Source organism: Skermanella stibiiresistens SB22, assembly GCF_000576635.1.
GTDB lineage: Bacteria > Pseudomonadota > Alphaproteobacteria > Azospirillales > Azospirillaceae > Skermanella > Skermanella stibiiresistens.
Map to the genome: position 1 here is coordinate 120,356 of NZ_AVFL01000012.1, position 19,596 is coordinate 139,951.

18 protein-coding genes are annotated in these 19,596 nt (G+C 65.5%); 7 read left to right on the plus strand and 11 right to left on the minus strand.

What is annotated here, in order from left to right; all coding sequences use genetic code 11:
* Positions 1–458 precede the first annotated feature (458 nt).
* Entirely contained in the window at positions 459–656 is a 198-nt protein-coding gene (locus N825_RS17370; RefSeq protein WP_037454546.1) for a DUF2735 domain-containing protein, read from the plus strand.
* A gap of 269 nt (positions 657–925) precedes the next feature.
* Here N825_RS17370 and N825_RS38970 read toward each other — a convergent pair whose 3' ends face one another.
* The 4 genes from N825_RS38970 to N825_RS17385 all read right to left on the minus strand — a co-directional run bounded on the left by N825_RS38970 (position 926) and on the right by N825_RS17385 (position 6,865).
* Positions 926–1,129, minus strand: coding sequence for a type II toxin-antitoxin system HicB family antitoxin (locus tag N825_RS38970; protein WP_198038373.1), 204 nt, complete (start codon positions 1,127–1,129; stop codon positions 926–928).
* 253 nt (positions 1,130–1,382) lie between these two features.
* Positions 1,383–4,880: a methionine synthase gene (gene metH / locus N825_RS17375; protein WP_037454549.1), complete on the minus strand. Its 3,498-nt coding sequence runs from the start codon at positions 4,878–4,880 to the stop codon at positions 1,383–1,385.
* Positions 4,881–4,909: 29 nt separating this feature from the next.
* Positions 4,910–5,812, minus strand: coding sequence for a methylenetetrahydrofolate reductase (gene metF, locus N825_RS17380; protein WP_037454813.1), 903 nt, complete (start codon positions 5,810–5,812; stop codon positions 4,910–4,912).
* Between the two features lie 63 nt (positions 5,813–5,875).
* A complete protein-coding gene (locus N825_RS17385; protein WP_037454553.1) occupies positions 5,876–6,865 on the minus strand; it encodes an ArsR/SmtB family transcription factor in 990 nt (329 codons plus the stop codon).
* Positions 6,866–7,154: 289 nt separating this feature from the next.
* On the opposite strand from N825_RS17385, the gene N825_RS17390 reads away from it, so the two are divergent.
* From N825_RS17390 to N825_RS17405, 4 genes are all read left to right on the plus strand, one after another.
* Positions 7,155–8,018, plus strand: a complete 864-nt coding sequence (locus N825_RS17390) for an MlaA family lipoprotein (protein WP_084164821.1) — start codon at positions 7,155–7,157, stop codon at positions 8,016–8,018.
* Positions 8,015–8,656, plus strand: a complete 642-nt coding sequence (locus tag N825_RS17395; RefSeq protein WP_037454555.1) for an MlaC/ttg2D family ABC transporter substrate-binding protein — start codon at positions 8,015–8,017, stop codon at positions 8,654–8,656. The genes N825_RS17390 and N825_RS17395 overlap by 4 nt, the downstream gene beginning before the upstream one ends.
* A gap of 192 nt (positions 8,657–8,848) precedes the next feature.
* Positions 8,849–9,829 (plus strand): protein phosphatase CheZ, encoded by a 981-nt coding sequence (locus N825_RS17400; RefSeq protein WP_051512505.1) that lies wholly within the window; start codon positions 8,849–8,851, stop codon positions 9,827–9,829.
* 3 nt (positions 9,830–9,832) lie between these two features.
* Positions 9,833–11,077 carry a pentapeptide repeat-containing protein gene (locus N825_RS17405; RefSeq protein WP_037454556.1) on the plus strand — a complete coding sequence of 415 codons (1,245 nt, stop codon included), beginning with the start codon at positions 9,833–9,835 and terminating at the stop codon, positions 11,075–11,077.
* 10 nt (positions 11,078–11,087) lie between these two features.
* On the opposite strand, the gene N825_RS17410 is transcribed toward N825_RS17405, so the two are convergent.
* The 3 genes from N825_RS17410 to parE form a co-directional block, all read right to left on the minus strand.
* Positions 11,088–11,282, minus strand: a complete 195-nt coding sequence (locus tag N825_RS17410; RefSeq protein WP_157619333.1) for a hypothetical protein — start codon at positions 11,280–11,282, stop codon at positions 11,088–11,090.
* A gap of 60 nt (positions 11,283–11,342) precedes the next feature.
* A complete protein-coding gene (locus N825_RS17415; RefSeq protein ID WP_037454558.1) occupies positions 11,343–11,777 on the minus strand; it encodes a CBS domain-containing protein in 435 nt (144 codons plus the stop codon).
* A gap of 126 nt (positions 11,778–11,903) precedes the next feature.
* On the minus strand, positions 11,904–13,889 hold the full coding sequence (gene parE, locus N825_RS17420; RefSeq protein ID WP_037454822.1) for a DNA topoisomerase IV subunit B: 1,986 nt from the start codon (positions 13,887–13,889) through the stop codon (positions 11,904–11,906).
* A 113-nt stretch (positions 13,890–14,002) separates the two neighbouring features.
* Between parE and N825_RS17425 the strand changes: the two genes are divergently transcribed.
* Positions 14,003–14,404 (plus strand): acyl-CoA thioesterase, encoded by a 402-nt coding sequence (locus N825_RS17425; protein ID WP_037454561.1) that lies wholly within the window; start codon positions 14,003–14,005, stop codon positions 14,402–14,404.
* A gap of 349 nt (positions 14,405–14,753) precedes the next feature.
* Positions 14,754–15,272, plus strand: coding sequence for a DUF6306 domain-containing protein (locus N825_RS17430; protein ID WP_037454564.1), 519 nt, complete (start codon positions 14,754–14,756; stop codon positions 15,270–15,272).
* Here N825_RS17430 and N825_RS17435 read toward each other — a convergent pair.
* From N825_RS17435 to N825_RS17450, 4 genes are all read right to left on the minus strand, one after another.
* Positions 15,256–15,732 carry a YbaN family protein gene (locus tag N825_RS17435; RefSeq protein WP_037454567.1) on the minus strand — a complete coding sequence of 159 codons (477 nt, stop codon included), beginning with the start codon at positions 15,730–15,732 and terminating at the stop codon, positions 15,256–15,258. The genes N825_RS17430 and N825_RS17435 overlap by 17 nt on opposite strands.
* A gap of 26 nt (positions 15,733–15,758) precedes the next feature.
* Complete coding sequence (locus tag N825_RS17440) at positions 15,759–17,393, minus strand: 3-(methylthio)propionyl-CoA ligase (RefSeq protein ID WP_198038374.1); 1,635 nt, start codon at positions 17,391–17,393, stop codon at positions 15,759–15,761.
* Positions 17,394–17,475: 82 nt separating this feature from the next.
* The gene (hutH, locus tag N825_RS17445; protein ID WP_037454570.1) at positions 17,476–19,032 is read right to left on the minus strand and encodes a histidine ammonia-lyase; all 1,557 of its coding nucleotides are present in this window, start codon (positions 19,030–19,032) and stop codon (positions 17,476–17,478) included.
* Positions 19,033–19,078: 46 nt separating this feature from the next.
* The gene (locus N825_RS17450; RefSeq protein WP_037454573.1) at positions 19,079–19,483 is read right to left on the minus strand and encodes a response regulator; all 405 of its coding nucleotides are present in this window, start codon (positions 19,481–19,483) and stop codon (positions 19,079–19,081) included.
* Positions 19,484–19,596 lie beyond the last annotated feature (113 nt).

Genomic DNA, 19,596 nt, shown 5'->3' on the forward strand with positions numbered 1-19,596 from the left:
TGGCCGCCAACGGCTGCGAATTCCCAAGCATTTAATATGCCAATTGGTGGGATCCCCCCGAATCCGGGGAAGGGCGAAAGCGGCCTTATCGAATGACCCGTTTCGGAGAGGCCCACCGAAGGCCGCGGGCCGCGCGGCGCCGGGATCGCCGCCGATTCCCGACACTGATTGCTGGATACTCGAACGGATGAGGTGACGATTTGGGCTCTCTTGGCGGAAGATCGGCTAAAAATTAGCCAGATGATCTTTTTTGCATCAATTCGGCGCTCCAGATGCTGCGCCGCCAACAAAACCGGAGGCTCAGAAGTTTGCTGTTTAAAGATGCAAATGAAAATATGCAATTATTATAGGCATATGAGGTTTGTTTATAGCTGCCACTGCATAAAGACATGAGAAAATCGGTGTGGAGACATTATATCTGTTAAGCTAACCGGCTACATGAAGAGGAGTATCGAACAATGACTGCCAACTTCCAGAGGGCTTCCGCTAAAATCTATCAGTTTCCTGTGAAACATCGTGCGGTGACCAGCGGCTATCTTGAAGAGGCCAAATCCGACATGGATGCCTCGTCATCCCGTTTCGCCGATGCCGCCTTCGGCGGTGGTTGGTACCACGACGCGGCGGTCCAGGAGGAAGAGCGGACTCGCAAGCACTAACGCCGTGGCTGGTGCGAATGTTGCCGCACCGTGAGTTTTGGTGAACCTAGTGTCTTGTTCCGGAGGCCACTGCCTCGCACCGGAGGGATGTGATCAGAATGAGTTTCCCTGTTCCGCTTTCGATTTCCCACGATGACGTATGACCTACGTCGCGGTCCCACCACCTTCGCGTCGAACATGACGCCTGTGAGGGTGGTGGGCCGTAGGGAAGTTCGAGGGGAGCACGGATGATTAGGATATTGCCTTACGAATAAACCGGATACGGTGCATCAGCGGTCTGCTCGACCCAGTTCCTCCAAAGTGCGCAGATAAGAGATTAGCGCGTCGCGCCCCTCCCGGATTGCTTCTTCCGGTGTTTCGCCGTCAGCCACGCAGCCAGGATATTCGGGAAACTCGATCCGATACCCACCACCTTCATCGGCTGCCAGAGGCCTGATCTCAAACCTTGGCGGATTTTGGTTTTCACGCGCCATCCTCCAGATCCTCAATCCTCCGCGGTATTTTCAAGATTAGTGGGATATTGGCCGATTTGATCGGTTTGTGAAATGGAACGGTGATTGGTGGCGGACCTCGATACCGAAGGTCACATGGCTCTTTCCAATTTGTAGCCAGTCGATTTCGACGAGCCCAGCCAAGGCCATCGCCACATCTGACCTTGCTCTTGAAGAAAGGGAGCGCGGGTGGCGGTATCCATACCGCGCCGCGCTCCCACCTCCCAGATCCCCATCACACCGAGAAGTACTTCGCCCTCGGGTGATGGACGACGATGGCGCTGGTGCTTTGCTCAGGGTGGAGCTGCGACTCGTCGCTCAACTCTATGCCGATCTGCTTGGCGTCCAGCAGCTTGAGCAGCTGGTCCTGGTCCTCCAGCTTCGGGCAGGCCGGATAGCCGAAGCTGTAGCGGCTGCCGTGATATCCCTGCTGGAGCATCTTCTCCATGTCGCGGTCATCCTCGGACGAGAAGCCCAGTTCGACGCGGATGCGCTTGTGGACGTATTCCGCCATCGCCTCGGCCATCTCGACGCCCAGGCCGTGCAAGTACAGGTAGTCCTGGTACCGGTTCTCTGCGAACCACTCGCGGGCGATGTCGCTCGCTTTCTGGCCCATGGTCACGACTTGCAAACCGATCACGTCGCGGTCGGCCGGCCCGTGCGACACGTCGCGGAAGAAGTCGGCGATGCATTCGCCATCCTCTTTCCGCTGGCGGGGCAGGGTGAAGCGGGCGACCTCCGACTTGCCGTCCTCCTGGTACAGGATGACGTCGTTGCCGTCGGCGGCGCACTTCCAATAGCCATAGACCGCCTGCGGGGTCAGGATCTCCTGCTCCGCCGCCGTCGTCAGCATGCGGTTGAGGATGGGGCGAAGCTCCTTCTTCGACCACTCCTTGAACTGGTCGAGCGACTTGCCGTCCTTCCGGTAGCCCCACTGGAGCTGATACAGCATCCGCTCGTTCAGGTAGGGCACCAGGGTCTTGAGCGGCACCCGCCCGATCACCTGCGGACCCCAGAACGGCGGCGTCGGCACCGCGACGCCCTCGCCCAGCCGATCGCGCCGCGCCCGCACCGCCTCGACATCGACGACGCCGGTATCGACCTCCACCGGCTGGCCCAGCTTCCGCCGCTGGTTGGTGGCCCGGCCCTGCCGCTTGGCGTGGTTGGAGGCCAGGAAGGTGTCGAACTGGCCGTTGACCACCTTGTCCATCAGCGACAGCCCGTCGAACGCGTCGCGGGCGTAGGCGACGCGGCCGCCGGCATAGGCCTTGACGCAATCCTCCTCGACATAGCCGCGCGTCAGGGCGGCCCCACCCAGCAGGACCGGCACCTCGACGCCGCCCCGGCTCAATTCCTCCAGGTTCTCGCGCATCACCACCGTGGACTTGACCAGCAGGCCCGACATGCCGATGGCATCGGCCTTGTGCTCCTTGGCCGCGTTCAGGATGTTGGTGATCGGCTGCTTGATGCCTAGGTTGACCACGCGGTAGCCGTTGTTGGTCAGGATGATGTCGACCAGGTTCTTGCCGATGTCGTGGACGTCGCCCTTGACCGTGGCGAGAACGATGGTGCCCTTCTCCTGGCCGTCGATCTTCTCCATGTGCGGCTCGAGATAGGCCACCGCCGCCTTCATCGTCTCGGCCGACTGGAGCACGAAGGGCAGCTGCATCTTGCCCGATCCGAACAGCTCGCCGACCACCTTCATGCCGTCCAGCAGGAAGGTGTTGATGATCTCCAGCGGCGGATAGCTCTCCATCGCCTTCGCCAGATCGACGTCGAGGTCGGTCCGGTCGCCGTCGATGATGCGCTGCTTCAGCCGCTCGTCGATGTTGGCCGGGCGCTCCTTCTTGACGGCGGACGCGGCCTTCCGGCCCTCGAACAGCGCGATGAAGGCGTGCAGCGGGTCATAGCCCTCCGCCCGGCGGTCGAAGATCAGGTCCTCGGCCGCCTTGACCTCCGCCTCGGGGATCTTGTGCAGCGGCATGATCTTGGAGACGTGGACGATGGCGCCGGTCATGCCGCGCTTGACCGCGTGATCCAGGAAGACCGAGTTGAGCACGTGCCGGGCGGCGGGATTGAGACCGAACGAGATGTTCGACAGGCCCAGGATGATCTGGCAGTCCGGCATCTCGCGGCTGATCGCCTCGATGCCCTCCAGCGTCCATTGGCCCAGCTTGCGGTCGTCCTCGCTGCCGGTCGCGACGGTGAAGGTCAGCGGGTCGAACAGCAGGTCCTCGGGCCGCAGCCCGTGCTGGTTGACCGCGAAGTCGTAGAGCCGCTTGGCGATCTCCAGCTTCTTCTCCGCCGTCTTCGCCATGCCCTCCTCGTCGATCGTCAGGGCGATCACGGCGGCGCCGAACTTCTTGGCCAGCTTCAGCCGCAGGGCGGCCGGCTCCTCGCCGTCCTCGAAGTTGATCGAGTTGATGATCGGCTTGCCGCCATGACGGGCCAGCGCCTGTTCCAGCACGGTGTATTCGGTGGAGTCGATCACCAGCGGCGCCGTCACCGAACCGGTGAAGCGGGTGATCACCTCGTTCATCTCGGCGACCTCGTCACGGCCGACGAAGGCGGTGCAGACGTCGAGCGTGTGGCTGCCCTCCTTGACCTGATCGCGGGCCATCTCGACGCAGCCGTCCCAATCGTGCTTTTCCTGAAGCTCGCGCCACTTCTTGGAGCCGTTGGCGTTGCAGCGCTCGCCGATCGACAGATAGGCGTTCTCCTGGCGCAGCGAGACCTGGCTATAGAGCGACGCCACCGACGGGATCCAATGATGGGTGCGCGGCTTGACCGAGGGGCGGATCTGCCCGGCGCCCGCCAACTTCCGCAGCATGGCGTCGGTCGCCTGGATGTGCGGGATGTTGGTGCCGCAGCAGCCGCCGACCAGGTTCAGCCCGTCGTCGCGGACGAAGCGCTCCAGCCAGCCGGCCAGCTCCTCGGCCATCAGGGGATAGCGGGTGGCGCCGTTGACCAGTTCCGGCAGGCCGGCGTTCGGCTGGACCGAGATCAGGCCCGGCCAGTTCTCCGCCAGCCACTTGACGTGCTCCGACATCTCGGCCGGGCCGGTGGCGCAGTTGAGGCCGATCAGCGGCACGTCGAGCGCGTGGATGACCGTGGCCGCCGCCGCGATGTCGCTGCCGACCAGCAGGGTGCCGGTGGTCTCGACCGTGACCTGGACGAAGATCGGGGTGTCGGCGCCGGCTTCCCTCCTGGCGACCTTGACCGCGTTGACCGCCGCCTTGATCTGCAGCGGGTCCTGGCAGGTCTCGATCAGGATGGCGTCGACGCCGCCGGCGATCAGCCCGCGCGCCTGGACGGCGAGGGCGTCCTCCAGCGGCTGGTAGGCGACATGGCCGAGGCTGGGCAGCCGGGTTCCCGGACCGACCGAGCCGAGCACGAAGCGCTGACGGCCGTCCTTGAAGCTCTCCGCCGCCTCGCGCGCCAGTTCGCCCGCCCGCTGGTTGATCTCGAACGCCTTGTCCGAGATGTCGAACTCGCCCAGCGTGATCGGCGACGCGCCGAAGGTGTTGGTCTCCACCATGTCGGCGCCGGCCTCGAAGTAGCCGCGGTGGATCTCGCGCACCAGATCGGGCCGGGACAGGACCAGCACGTCGGTGCAGTTCTCCATGCCCCAGTAGTCCCGCTCGACATCCAGGTCGAGCATCTGAACCCTGCTGCCCATGCCGCCGTCGCACAGCAGCACGCGTTCTTTGAGAAGGTCGAGGAGATGGGCCATGGTTCTTCTTCTGTCTCGGTACTGGTGTGTCAGGAAGCGGTGGCGGGCGCCGGCGCGGTCGCCAGCTCCCTGGGACGGACGCCCAGCATGTGGCAGATGCCCACCGTCAGCTCGGCGCGGTTGAGGGTGTAGAAATGGAAGTTCTGGATGCCCTCGGCGTGGAGTTGGCGGCACTGCTCCACCGCGACCGTCGCGGCGACCAATTGGCGCGTCTCGGGATCGTTGTCCAGTCCCGCGAACAGATCCGCCATCCACGGCGGGATCGCGGCGCCGCAGCTTCCGGCGAACTCGATGGCGCGGGTGAAGTTGGTGATCGGCAGGATGCCCGGCACGATCGGCACCGTGATGCCGGCCGCCGCCGCCCGCTCGACGAAGCGCAGATAGGCGGTGACGTCGAAGAAGAACTGGGTGATCGCCCGCGTGGCGCCGGCGTCGATCTTGCGCTTCAGGTTGTCCAGGTCGTCGGCAGGGCTGGTCGCCTGCGGATGGCTCTCCGGATAGGCCGCGACGCTGATCTCGAAATCGGCGGCGCGCTTCAAGCCCGCGACCAGATCGGCGGCATAGGCGTAGCCGCCGGGATGCGGCTCGTAGGCGGTGCCGACGCCGGTCGGCGGATCGCCGCGCAGCGCCACGATATGGCGGATGCCGCTATCCCAGTAGGTCTTGGCGATCGTGTCGATCTCCTCCCGGGTGGCGCCGACGCAGGTCAGGTGGGCGGCCGCCTGGATGCCGGTCTCCTTCTGCAGTCGGCAGACCGTGGCGTGGGTGCGCTCGCGGGTCGTGCCGCCGGCGCCATAGGTCACCGAGACGAATTCCGGCTGGAGCGGAGCCAGCTTGTGAACGGCCTGCCACAGCGTCTGCTCCATCTTCTCGGTCTTGGGCGGGAAGAACTCGAAGCTGACCGCCAGATTGGCGGGCAGGGGGGTGTCCAGCCGCAGACCCGTGAGGGCGATGGAACCGGCATGCCTTTCAAGGCTATTGGGGGCCAGGCTCATTCAATTAACTCCGAAGGTCGAAAGGGCGGGTGCGGCGGTGCTGGGCGCGGTGAGGTGATCGCTCCCATCGCGCTTGGCGGGCCACAAATTGACGGTCAGCGGGTCGCCGGGCAAGTGGACGACGGGCTCGGGGGTCATGCCGGCGGCATGTAGCCAGCCGGTGACCTCGTCGTCGCCGAAGCCAAGCCGGCGGTGGGCGTGTTCGATCCGCAGCGATTCGAGGTCGTGGCGGGCGAAATCGACGATGACCAGCCTGCCGCCCGGGCGCAGCACGCGCGCGGCCTCGGCCAGCACGTCGGCGGGCTCCTCGGCGTAGTGGAGCACCTGGTGGACGATGACGGCATCGAACGAGGACGACGGCAGCGGCAGTTGGTACATGTCGGACTGCCGCACCTGGCAGTTCCGCAGACCGGCGCGTTCCAGGTTGGAGCGGGCGACCGCCAGCATCTCGCGCGATAGATCGACGCCCAGCGCGCGCTCGACGCGGGGTGCCAGCAATTCCAGCATGCGGCCGGTGCCGGTGCCAAGGTCCAGCAGGTCCTGGATGCCCGATGACGGCAGCAGCCGCAGCAGCGCCGCCTCCACGTCACGCTCGGGCACGTGCAGCGAGCGCATCTCGTGCCAGCGGGCGGCGTTCTCTCGAAAATAATCGGCGGCCGCCTCCGCCCGGGCGCGCTTGATCGCGGCCAAGCGTTCGACATCCAGCGCCAGCGTGGCGTCGTTGGCCGGAACGGCGTCGATCAGCGTGCGGGCGAGGTCGGCGAAGGCGCCCCGCTCGGCCAGCCGGTAGAACGCCCAGGTGCCTTCGCGGAAGCGGTCGAGCAGACCGGCATCGCACAGCAGCTTGAGATGGCGGGACACGCGGGGCTGGCTCTGGCCAAGGATCTGGGTAAGCTCGGTCACCGTCAGTTCGCCCTGGGCGCACAACGCCATCAGACGCAACCGTGTCGGTTCCGCCGCCGCCTTGAGTGCCGTGAGCAGGGAATCCATGCGCCGTGCCTGTCCTCGAATGCCGTTGGTTGGTTATCCTCGATCGATATATAAACATATCTTTATGCGAGGTAAACGTCTTTTCGCGGAAAAGCTTGGCTGGACCCGAATGAGCGCGCGTTTCGGCCCTGGGAGCGGGTGCCACCCCGCCGCGGGTGCGTGATCCGACCACCGGCCGGCTGGTCAAATACATTTCCATATGTTACGTCAGTTTAACTTGCGTCTTCCGCGACGATGGACCGTGGCGGCTGTGACCCCTGATTTTCCTGTCTGGATGAGCGACTTATCCATGAACTTCCCTGGGAACCTCCCTGGCTTCTCCCGCTTCCGCGGTCCTGTCGCCGCCGTCGCCCTGCTGGCCTTCGGCGGCTCGCTGTCCGGGTGCGTCATGCCGCCGAGCGATGATCCGGTGGCCCTGGCCGCCTACAAGGAAGCCAATGATCCGCTTGAAGGATTCAACCGCGCGATCTTCGGCTTCAACGAGGGCACGGACATCCTGCTGTTCCGGCCGGCGGCCGAGATCTATCGCGGAGTCGTGCCCAATCCGATTCGGAACGGCATCCGCAACTTCCTCCGTAACCTGCGCAGCCCGCTGACCATCGCCAACGAGCTGCTGCAGGCGGACTGGGACGGCGCCGAGGTCGCGACCAAGCGGTTCCTGATCAACACGACCGTCGGCATCGGCGGCGTGCTCGATGTCGCGGCGGACCACGACCTGCCCTACAAGGCGGAGGATTTCGGCCAGACGCTCGCCGTGTGGGGCGTGCCGGAAGGTCCGTATCTGGTGCTACCGCTGCTGGGTCCGTCCAACTTCCGCGACACCACCGGCATCGCCGCCGAGGCGTTCGGCGACCCGGTCAACCTGTGGGCCGCCAACACCGACCGCGACGCCATCCCGATCGGCCGGGCGGTCGCCGGCGCGCTCGACGCGCGCGCCAGCCTGATCGAGCCGATCGACGACATGCGCCGCAACTCGCTCGACTATTACGCGTCGCTGCGCAGCCTGTACCGTCAGAACCGGATCAGCGAGATCAACGACGGCCAAGCTGGGACCAGTGCTTCTCCGGAGTTCCCCGAATTCCCTGAATTTCCCGAGGACGACGCTCCCCCGGTTGAAAATCCCGGCGGCGTCTCCAAGTCCAGCACGCCATGATCAGACGCCGTTTCCTTATCGCCTGCGCCGCGCTGCTCGCCTTTGCGGGTACCGCCGCGCTTCCCTCCGCTGGCCACGCCGACGCGCGTTCGGAAGCCGCCGCCAAATTCATCCAGGACCTGGGCGCTCGCGCCATCGATGTGCTGGTCAAGCCCAGCCTGGGCCGCGAGGAATCCATGAAGCGGTTCCGCGTGCTGCTGAACGAGGGCTTCGACGTTCCGTATATCAGCCGCTTCGTGCTGGGCGCCAACTGGCGTACGGCCACGCCACAGCAGCAGCAGGAATACGGGACACTGTTCGAGCGCCTGATCGTCCAGGTCTACGCCGACCGGTTCTCGCAGTATTCCGGTCAGAACCTCGACGTCAACGAGACGTTGAAGATCACTGGACATCGCCCTGAAGGCGACAGCGACGCGATCGTCAACTCGCAGATCATCCGGCCCGACGCGCCTCCCGTGGCCGTCGACTGGCGTGTCCGCCAGCGCGGCGACACCATGAAGGTGATCGACGTCGCGGTCGAGGGTGTCAGCATGAGCGTCACCCAGCGGTCGGAATTCTCCTCCGTCATCCAGCGTGGCGGTGGGCAGATCGAGAGCCTGCTGCAAACACTCCGGCAGCGTGTCGGCACCGCCGGCTGACCTTTCCGAGAACCGCCAAACCCGATCCATCGGAAAAGCCGCTCAATTCGAGCGGCTTTTTTGTCGCGAGCGGCAGGACCCCGCGACGCGTGGAGCCCGCCGCGTGCATTAGGGGTAAGTTAAGAGGACGGAGATATGCTTCGGCCCGCCCACCCTATCCCGATGCCGTCTTGAGTGGTCAGAAGCGCAAAGATGACCGTACCCGAGTTGCTTGATCTCACCGAACTCGATTACCTGAGCATGGAGGAGGCCCTGTCCTCGTCGGCGCGGGGCCGCGCCTTCCTCCGGATGCGGGACCGCAGGACGCGGGTGGTTTCGGTCGATGATTGGCGCCGGCTGGCGGGCAAGCTGGAGCGTCAGGTCGATCGGCTGAGCGGGATGGAAGGCACGACCGTCGTCGCCTCCCAGCCGATGGAGATGATGGTGGACATGGGTGGGACCGGGGGCGCCGGTGCTCCCGACCGCTCGACCCACCTGCGCATCCTGCGCCAGGAACTGCAGGAGATGAGCAGCTACATCCAGCAGACCCGAAGCGAGATCGCGGCCTTGCGGCCAGCCGACGCGGGCGCCAATCGGATCATGGCGGCGACCGGCGAGCTGGACGCCATCGTCACCGCGACCGAGCGCGCGACGACCGAGATCCTGAACGCCGCCGAACGGATCCAGGAGTTCGCCAGCCAGATGCACCGGGCGCATCGTGGCGACACCAAGCTGGATATCGGCGATCTGGCGAACGATATCGAAGTCCAGATCATGGAGATCATGACGGCCTGCTCTTTCCAGGACATCACGGGCCAGCGCACCACAAAGGTGGTCAACACGCTCCGCTACATCGAGCAGCGCGTCAACACGATGATTGAGATCTGGGGTGTGGACCGCGCGGTCCTGGCTTCCGCCGACGCCTCCACCTCCCATCGCAAGATGAACGACGATCGGCCGGACGCCCATCTGCTCAACGGCCCGGCCGCCGCCGGCGACGGTGTCGATCAGGCGACGATCGACGCGCTGTTCGACAGTATCAGCTTCGACGCTCCCGCCGCCCAGCCGGCTCCGCCGCCGCCACCGGCCCCGGCTTGGCAGCCTCCTCCTCCCCCGCCACCGGCTCCGGCACCTCCGGCGCCCAGCGGTAGCACCGAGATCAATCAAAGCGATATCGACAAGCTGTTCGGATGACGCATGGCGATCGAAGAGGAACGCAAAGCCAAGATCAAGCTGACGCAAGAGCAACTCGACCGGGTTTGCGATCGGCATAAACGCTTCATGGAAGGGCGGCCCAATGGATCGCGGGCCAACATGCCCTTCTTCGACCTGTCCAGCCTCGATTTCACCAACCGCAACCTGACCGGCGCCCATTTGTCCGGCGCCATCCTGCGCGACGCTAGGATGACGGGCACGGTCCTCGATCACGCCGACCTGTTCGGCGCCGATCTGCGCGGCGCGGACCTGTCGGGCAGCCATCTATTCCGCACCGACCTGCGGGGGGCCAATCTACGGGGCGCGGTGCTGCGCGACGCCGTGATGATCGAGGTGGATCTGCGCGATGGCTCGATGGCCAACAAGGGCAGCGATGGCGAGTTGAAGGTCATCGGGTTCGAGCCGGGACCGGCGGACATGAACTCGACCATCCTGGTCCGGGCCGACATGGCGCGGGCCAAACTGTCGGGCTCGTTCGCGGCGGGCGCCGATTTTTCGCACAGCAAGCTGTCGGACGCCCGGCTGGTCCGGACCGACCTGCGGAACTCGAAATTCGTCGGCGCCAATCTCAGCGGCACCGACTTCTCCGGCGCCGACCTGCGGGGCGCCGACATGACCGACGCCACGACCACGGCCGCTACCATGCTGAAGACGGCGATCCGCTCCGACGACGAGGCGGTGGCGCAACAGCGGAACCCCGTGCCTCTGCCGATCGAGGCGAAGGAGCCGGACCCGGAACCCCCTCCCGCGCTGGATCTCGAAAACCTGCTGATAGCCCATGCCCGCTGGCTGAAGAGCGGCGGCCGGGAAGGGACACAGCTCAATCTCGTTGAAATGGATTTGGATGGCGCCGACCTGCGCAACCGCGTCCTGAGCTTGGGCATCGCGTCGCGTGTTCGGCTGCGCGGCGCCAATCTCGAGGGAGCGCAGATGCAATCGATCCAGTTGGATGGCGCTGATCTGAGATCCGCCAATCTGCGGGCCGCCGACCTGCGGGGCGCTCGCCTGGACCGCGCGATCCTGATCGACGTGTGCCTCGAACAAGCCAATCTGGCCTCACTCAAGATCGGAGCCGACCGGCTGCTTCACACCTCGCTTGTGCGGGCCAGGCTGGCCGGGGCGCGGCTGCGCAAGGCGATCCTGCACGGCTGCGACCTGACCAACGCCGACCTGACCGGCTGCGACCTGCACGAGGCTGTCGTGACCGGGACGATCCTGGACCGCTGAGGGGTGTTTCCTACTTCTTGAAGTTCTCGGCCTGCTTGCGGTCTTCCTCGACTTCCTTGGCCACCTCGTTCACGGCGGCGGAATCGATCTTCTTGGCCTGCTCGACCAGTTTCTCGCCTTGCTTGGTGTCGCCCTCGACCATCTTGTCCAGGCCTTCCTCGGCCATGTCATGGGCTTTGTCGTGGTTCTGGTTGCTCGCGGCCATGCCGTTGGTCTCCATCAAGGTTCGGGTCGAATTCGGAAATGGGAAGCTTGGTCGAAACGCTCAGGCGCGATCGGGCGCCGAGGGTTCCGATACTTGGCCAAGGGTGTCGGCGATCGATTGGGCGCGGTCCGTATCGGTCGCGATGTCGCCCAGCGATACGATGCCGATCAGCTTGTCCTGATTGTCGAGCACGGGAACGCGCCGGATCTGCATGTCGCCCATCAGGCGGGACACATCGCTGACCACGTCGTCCTCGTAGCAGAAGCGCGGATCGTCGGTCATGACCTCCGCGACCTTGCATTCCGAGGGTGATTTGCCGACGGAAGTTGCGCGAACCGTGATGTCGCGGTCGGTGACGAGTCCGACCAGCTTCGGTCCCTCGCATACGGGAAGAACGCCGACGTTCAGGTCGTCCATTAGTTTCGCCGCGCGCTGAATGGTGTCGCTCGGAGCGACCACCTCCACGTCGCGGGTCATGATCTCTCGGATAAGCATCTGCTTTCCTGCCTCTGGGGCCTGCCCCTTGGGGTTGTATCGCTCCGGCGCGCGACGATCGACTTGGCCGCGCCGTCCCCAACCCCAACAGGGCCTCGTGGAAAGTGGTTCCGCTAGCCGATGTGCCTAGACGTCGATGTCCTGGACGAACTTGGCGTTATCCTGGATGTATTGGAACCGCAGTTCCGGCTTGCGGCCCATCAGGCTTTCCACCAGAGACTTGGTCTGTTCGACCTCGCCCCGCATCTCCGGGTCATGGGTATCCGGCACCACCACGCGCAGCAGGGTTCGCTTGGTCGGGTCCATGGTGGTTTCCTTGAGCTGCGACGGCTGCATCTCGCCAAGGCCCTTGAAGCGGCTCAGTTCGACCTTCTTACCGGCGAAGACCGTCTTGAGCAGTTCCTCCTTGTGGATGTCGTCGCGGGCGTAGACCGACTTGCCGCCGTGGGAAACGCGGTAGAGCGGCGGCAGGGCCAGGTACAGGTGACCGTTCTGGATCAGGCCGGGCATCTCCCGGTAGAAGAAGGTCATCAGCAGCGAGGCGATGTGCGCGCCGTCGACATCGGCGTCGGTCATGATGATGACCCGCTCGTAGCGCAGCTTCTCCGACGAGAAGTCGCGCCCGACGCCGCAGCCCAGCGCCTGGATCAAGTCGCTCAGTTCCTGGTTGGCGCGCATCTTGTCGGCCGTGGCGCTCGCCACGTTGAGGATCTTGCCCCGCAGCGGCAGGATGGCCTGGGTTTCCCGGTTGCGCGCCTGCTTGGCCGAACCGCCCGCCGAGTCGCCCTCGACCAGGAAGACCTCGGTGCCGTCCGGCGTGTTGCGGCTGCAATCCGCCAGCTTGCCGGGCAGGCGGAGCTTGCGGGTCGCGGTCTTGCGCGACATCTCCTTGGCTTGACGCTTCCGCTGGCGCTCCTCGGCCTTCTCGATCAGGTGGTCGAGCAGGACGTTGCTGGCGGCGGGGTCGGCGGATAGCCAGTGGTCGAAGTGATCCTTGACGGCGGCCTCGACCAGCCGGGCCGCTTCGGCCGTCGCCAGCTTCTCCTTGGTCTGGCCTTGGAAGGACGGATCGCGGATGAAAACCGACAGCAGGATATTGGCGCCGCCGAACACGTCGTCCGCCGTGACCTGACCGGCCCGCTTGTTGTTGACCAGCTCGCCAAACGATTTCAGCCCGCGGATCAACGCCGCGCGCAGGCCCATCTCATGGCTGCCGCCCTGTGGCGTCGGGACGGTGTTGCAATAGGAGTGGATGAAGCCCTCCTCGTCCTCTGGCCACGCGATGGCCCATTCCGCCCGGCCGGCGTCGCCGGGGAACGGCACCTCGCCGGCGAAGGGGGCGGGGGTCAGAGCTTTGCGGTCCTTCAGCGCGGCGGTCAGGTAGTCGTTCAACCCACCGGGGAACCGCAGCGTTTCCGAGGCCGGCGTCACCGCGTCGGTGCCCAGCAGTTCGGGATCGCAGGCCCAGCGGATCTCGACGCCCTTGTAGAGATATGCCTTCGACCGCGCCATGCGGTACAGCCGCTCCGGCTTGAAGGCGGCGCCCTCGCCGAAGATCAGCGGATCGGGATGGAACTTGATGGTGGTGCCACGCCGGTTGTTGACCGGACCCAGCCCGACCAAGTCGCCAACGGCGAGGCCGCGGCTGTAGCTTTGGGTGTAGAGCTGGCGGTCTCGGGCGATCTCCACCGTCAGGCGATCCGACAGGGCGTTGACGACGGACAGGCCGACGCCATGCAGGCCGCCGGACGTGGCATAGGCCTTGCCGCTGAACTTGCCACCGGAGTGCAGCGTCGTCATGATCACTTCAAGCGCCGATTTGCCGGGGTATTTGGGGTGCTCGTCGATCGGGATGCCGCGCCCGTTGTCGCGGATCGTCACGGTGGCGTCGAGCGCCAGTTCCAAGTCGATTCGGCTGGCGTGGCCGGCGACGGCCTCGTCCATGGCGTTGTCAAGGATTTCGGCCACGAGATGATGGAGGGCGCGTTCGTCCGTGCCGCCGATATACATGCCGGGCCGGCGGCGCACAGGTTCCAGCCCCTCCAGCACCTCGATGTCCTGGGCGGAGTAGCTGTCTTCCTTGCGCACCGTGTTTTGAAATAAATCGCTCATGGCCATATTATAGGAATTAGATCACTGCCGACGCAAGGGATGCGGTGTCGCGGTATGAATCGATCACAATATTTGGTATTCGGATTTGCTCCCCAACTCAAGAGGAAGCGGCGATGTCGGAACAGGAACCGGATTTCAGCCATGGCCCGGCGTTGCGGACGATCGCGATGCCGGCCGACACCAACCCCAACGGCGACATCTTCGGCGGCTGGCTGCTGTCACAGATGGACGTCGCGGGAGGCATGGTCGCCGCCCGCCGGGCCGGGGGCAGGGTCGCCACCGTCGGCATCGAGGCGATGAAGTTCCACCAGCCCGTGCTGATCGGCGACGAGGTCAGCTGCTACTGCGCCGTGATCCGAGTCGGCCGGACCTCCTTGTCGATCAAGGTCGACACCTGGATCAGGCGGGGCTTGGCGCGGACCGCTGCCAAGGTGACCGAAGGCGTCTTCACCTATGTCGCGATCGGTGAGGATCGCCGGCCCCGCCCGGTGCCGCCGGATGTCCTCAGCGTCTGAGGCCGGGAGCGGCGCCCGATCCCTCGGGAGGAAGCCAGGCCGCGTCGGCGGCGGGTGGCGATGCCGGTTCGTGGAGCGACATCGAGTCGTCACCGCATCCAGTGACACCGCCGATCATGAGCAAAGGAATCAAGACGAGCCAAAATTTGCCGCACATCCAAACCAATTCCTTCCATTAACATAGTCGCCAACCCGGACATCCCGGGCTGTTCGGGTGAAATCCAGTGTTATGACGGTACGGACAACACGGAAGCGTCTCGACTATTCCCGGTAATCTTCGGGACATTTTTGAGGCTCGCTACAAAGTCCAATCAAGCATCGCTATATTGGTGTCGAAGGAGTAACGAGCATGTCCGAACTTGAGACGGCAAGCTGTGCTTCGCCACCCTGCCTCGCCGCCGAGATCGACCCCGCGTATTCCAAGGCGCCCATCGCCGATCCGATCGCGGACGACGAATTGGCGCGGCGGCTGAACGTCATGCTGGAGGTTGGCCGCGCCAGCGCGAAGGCGCTGACCGCGCTCGTGGCGGAGTTCGAGCCGCCCGAGGCCACGGACCTGCTGATGTCGGTCCAGCGCAATCAGGCGCGTTTCTGTGGTGTCCTGACACGCGTCGTCACCCAGTTGGGAGAGACGCCGTCCCACGCCACCAGCGGCCTCCACGACGAGGTGCTTGGGCTCGACGCCTTGGGCGAGCGGCTGGCGTTGCTCAATGGCGGGATGGCCTGGGTCGTCGGACAGTTCGACGACACCTTGCCCCGCGTCGCCAGCGACGAGCTGTGCGGCGTCCTGGCGGACCTGCGGGAAACCCATCGCGTCGACTTGAAGGATTGCGAAACCCTGCTCGACTGGTTCAGTCAGCGGGGCTGACGCGCGGTTCGGTTTCCGGACTGGGCGGCCGACTCGGCCGTGTCAGGATATAGGCGGCGACCACGGTCACGACGGTGAAGTGGATGGCTGGCAGCACCCAGTCCTGGGCCACGAACAGGATGACCAGGATCAGGCTGCCATACATGCCCACCACCGACATGACCTTGCCGACGACCGGGATGACACCGTGCCTGTTCCAGGCGGTCAACGGCGGGCCGAACCAGGGATGGTTGTAAAGCCAGCGGTGGAAACGCTCCGAACTGCGCGAGAAGGCCCAGGCGGCGACGATCAGGAAAGGCGCCGTCGGCAGCACCGGCAGGAACACCCCCAGCGTGCCCAGCCCAACCATCACGAAGCCCAGCGCCATCAGCGCGTGGCGCGTCACGGGGTTCATCGGGGCGGAGCTGTCGGTTTCCGGTAGCGCCGGAGGGGAGGGCGGTGGATCGCCATGGGTCCGCATGATCTCTCGCCGCCGCTCCCTTGGGGTCATTCCGCCGCGGTGGGCAAGCGGTAATCCTTGAATTGCTCACGCAACCTGGTCTTCAACAGCTTGCCGGTCGCGGTATGCGGCAATTCCTCGACGAACACAATGTCGTCCGGCAGCCACCATTTGGCGACCTTGCCCTCGAAGAATTCCAAAAGGCCTTCCCGGGTCAGGTCGCTGCCCGGCCGGCGGATCACGACCAGCAGGGGCCGCTCGTCCCATTTGGGATGGGCGACGCCGATCGCCGCCGCCTCCACCACGTCCGGGTGGGCGACCGCCGTGTTCTCCAGCTCGATCGAGCTGATCCACTCGCCGCCCGACTTGATGACATCCTTGCTGCGGTCGGTGATGCTCATGTAGCCATCGGCGTCGATGGTGGCGACGTCGCCGGTCGAGAACCAGCCATCCTCGTCATGGGTCGGCCCTGGCTCCTCCTTGAAGTAGCGGGCGCAGACCCAGGGGCCGGACACCTTGAGGTGGCCGAAGGCGACATCGTCGTGGGGCAGGGGCTTGTCCTCGTCGTCGACGATCTTCATGCGGATGCCGAAGATCGGGCGACCCTGCTTGGCGCGGATCGCCATCTTCGCGTCCTCGGACAAGCCATCCATGCCCGGCTTCAGCCGCGAGACGGAGCCGATCGGCGAGGTTTCCGACATGCCCCAGGCGTGGATCAGGTCGACGCCGAACTCGTCTTGGAAGGTCTCGATCATGGCGCGCGGCGCCGCCGAGCCGCCCACGACGGTCCGGGTCAGGCTGCCGAACCTCTTGCCCGTCTCCCGCATGTGGCGGAGCAGCCCGGCCCAGATCGTGGGCACGCCCGCGCTGAGGGTGACGCCTCCCAACTCCATCAGCCCATGCAGGCTCTCTCCATCCATCCGGGCGCCGGGGAACACCAGCTTGGCCCCCGCCATGGGTGCCGCGTAGGGCAGGCCCCAGGCGTTGACGTGGAACATAGGCACCACCGGCATGACCACGTCGCGGCAGGACAGGCCGAGCGCGTCGGGCAGGGCGATCGCGTAGCTGTGGAGCACCGTCGAGCGGTGGGTGTACAGCACGCCCTTGGGATTGCCGGTGGTGCCGGAGGTATAGCAGAGCGAGGAGGCCGTGCCCTCGTCGAACACCGGCCAGTCGAACCGGTCGGAATGGCCGCGCACCAGCGTCTCGTAGCACAGGACGTTGGGCAGCGATGTCTCCGGCATGTGGTCGCGGTCGGTCATCACCACGGTGCCCTTGACCGCCTTGAGGCTGTCGGCGATGCCTTCGAGCAGCGGCACGAAGGTCAGGTCGACGAACAGGTAGGAATCCTCGGCGTGGTTGATGATGTAGGAGATCTGCGGCGGAAACAGGCGCGGGTTGATGGTGTGGCAGACCGCCCCCATTCCCGAGGTCGCGTAGTAGATCTCGAAATGCCGGAAGCCGTTCCACGCCACGGTGCCAATCCTGTCGCCCGGCTCCACACCAAGCGCCACCAGGGCGTTGGCCAACTGGCGCGCCCGCTTGGCCGCCTCGGCGTAGGTGTAGGTGTGGATGGGTCCCTCGATCGTGCGGGACACGATCTCGGTGGTTCCGTGATACTCCTCCGCGTGGCCGAGCAGCGAGGAGATCAACAGCGGCTGATCCATCATGAGTCCGCGCATGGTCACCAAACCTCCCTATTTCGTTCGATCTTGCTTTTGCGCGATCATACGAAATCGGAGGCCGCGATCACAGGACTCCCGGTCACAGGGCTCCTGCCCCCACGACTCCTGGTAACGTCCCTTTGTCCATGAAGGCGTGCCACGAGCCCTCGGTCACCGTGGCGGTCGCGGCGGCGATGTCGGGCGCGAAATAACGGTCGCGGTCGTAGAACGGCACGCGGCCGCGAACGATCGCCAGCGCGTCCCGTAGGGCCGGTGATGTTTCCAGCGGCTTGTGGAAGTCGATCCCCTGGCAGGCGGCCAGCAGCTCGATCGCAACGATCGCCGCCGTGTTCGCCGCCATGTCGCCCAGCCGGCGCGCGCCGTGGGTCGCCATGCTGACATGGTCCTCCTGATTGGCGGAGGTCGGCAGGCTGTCGACGCTGGCGGGATGGGCCAGCTGCTTGTTCTCCGACGCCAATGCCGCCGCCGTCACCTGGGCGATCATGAAGCCGGAGTTGAGGCCGCCCTCCGCCACCAGGAAGGGCGGCAAGCCGCTGAGCGTGGTGTCCATCAGCAGGGCGGTGCGCCGCTCCGACAGGGCGCCGGTCTCGGCGATGGCGAGCGCCAGCACGTCCGCCGCCATGGCGACCGGTTCCGCGTGGAAGTTGCCGCCGGACAGGATATCCCCACTGTCCGGGAAGACCAGCGGGTTGTCGGTGACGGCGTTGGCTTCGCGTTCCAGCACCTGGGCCGCGAATCGCAGATGATCGAGGCAGGCGCCCATCACCTGCGGCTGGCAGCGCAGCGAATAGGGGTCCTGGACCCGTTCGTCGCCGGTCAGATGGGAGTGGCGGATGGCGCTGCCCGACAGCAGGCGGCGCAGGATGGCCGCGACGTCGATCTGGCCGGGCTGCCCTCGCAGTTCGTGGATGCGGGGATCGAACGGCACGTCGCTGCCGCGCGCGGCGTCGACCGACAGCGCGCCCGCGACCAGTCCGCCGGCGAGGCAATCCTCGGCGCCGAATAGTCCGACCAGCGCCAGCGCGGTGGAGACCTGGGTGCCGTTGAGCAGGGCCAGCCCCTCCTTGGCCTCCAGCACCAGCGGCTCGATCCCGGCCTCGGCCAAGGCTTGGGCGGCCGGGACGACCCTATCGCCGACCGACGCCTCGCCAACGCCGATCAGGACCGTCGTCATGTGGGCCAATGGCGCCAAGTCGCCGGAAGCCCCAACCGAGCCCTTGGAGGGTATGACGGGCAGGACACCGTGGTTCGCCAGGGCCAGCAGCGTCTCGACCACCACCGGCCGGACCCCCGATTGTCCGCGAGCCAGGCTGGCCGCCTTGAGCGCCAGGATCAGGCGCACGGTATCTGGCGCCAAAGGGGCCCCGGTGCCGGCGGCGTGCGACAGCACGAGGCGGGTCTGAAGCTCCCGCAGGTTCTCCGAGGGGATGCGCTTTCGCGCCAGCAGGCCGAACCCGGTGTTGATGCCATAGGCGGCGTCGCCCCGCGCCACCACCGCCGCCACCGTGGCGGCGGCCGCCTCCGTCCGCTCGCGCCATCCGTCCGCCAGCGCCAAGGGAAGGGTGGCGTCCCGCGCGACCGCGCGCAGCAGGGGCAGCGACAACCGCGCCGGTTCCATAGTGAGGGGGTCGGCCATGGTGCAACTTCCTATCAATGCCGAGGACTGCAACCCTCGGGGACGATCAGGCGCCCAGCCGCCTCACCGCCAAGTCGAGCGCCATGCGCAACTGCACGGCGGAATAGGGTTTCTGGACGAACCCCAGGGGGTAGGTCGAGGTGATCCTGCTCATGGTTTGGTGGTCGGTATAGGCGGACAGGTAGACGGACCGGATGCCGAATTCCGCGCGGAGCCGGCGGGCGGTGTCGATGCCGTCGGTCGGACCGCGTAGCCGGATGTCCATCAGCGCCAATTCCGGTTGTGTCCTGCCGGCGAGCGCCAAGGCTTCCGGTTCCGATGCCGCCACGCCGCAAACCTCGTATCCAAGCTCGTCCAGCGTGCAGCGTATGCCCAAGGCGACAAGGGCGTCATCCTCGACGATCATGATCCGCACCCGCCTGACCGTCGTCGGCTCGGCACTGTCAGTCATCGATGTCTCGCACTGGAAGAATATCTCTCATACTGATGGCGTGCCCGTGAAGTCGGTGCGGTTGTCCGAGTCTTTCGTCCCTTTGGCGAATGGCATGGCGATTCGCGATCCAG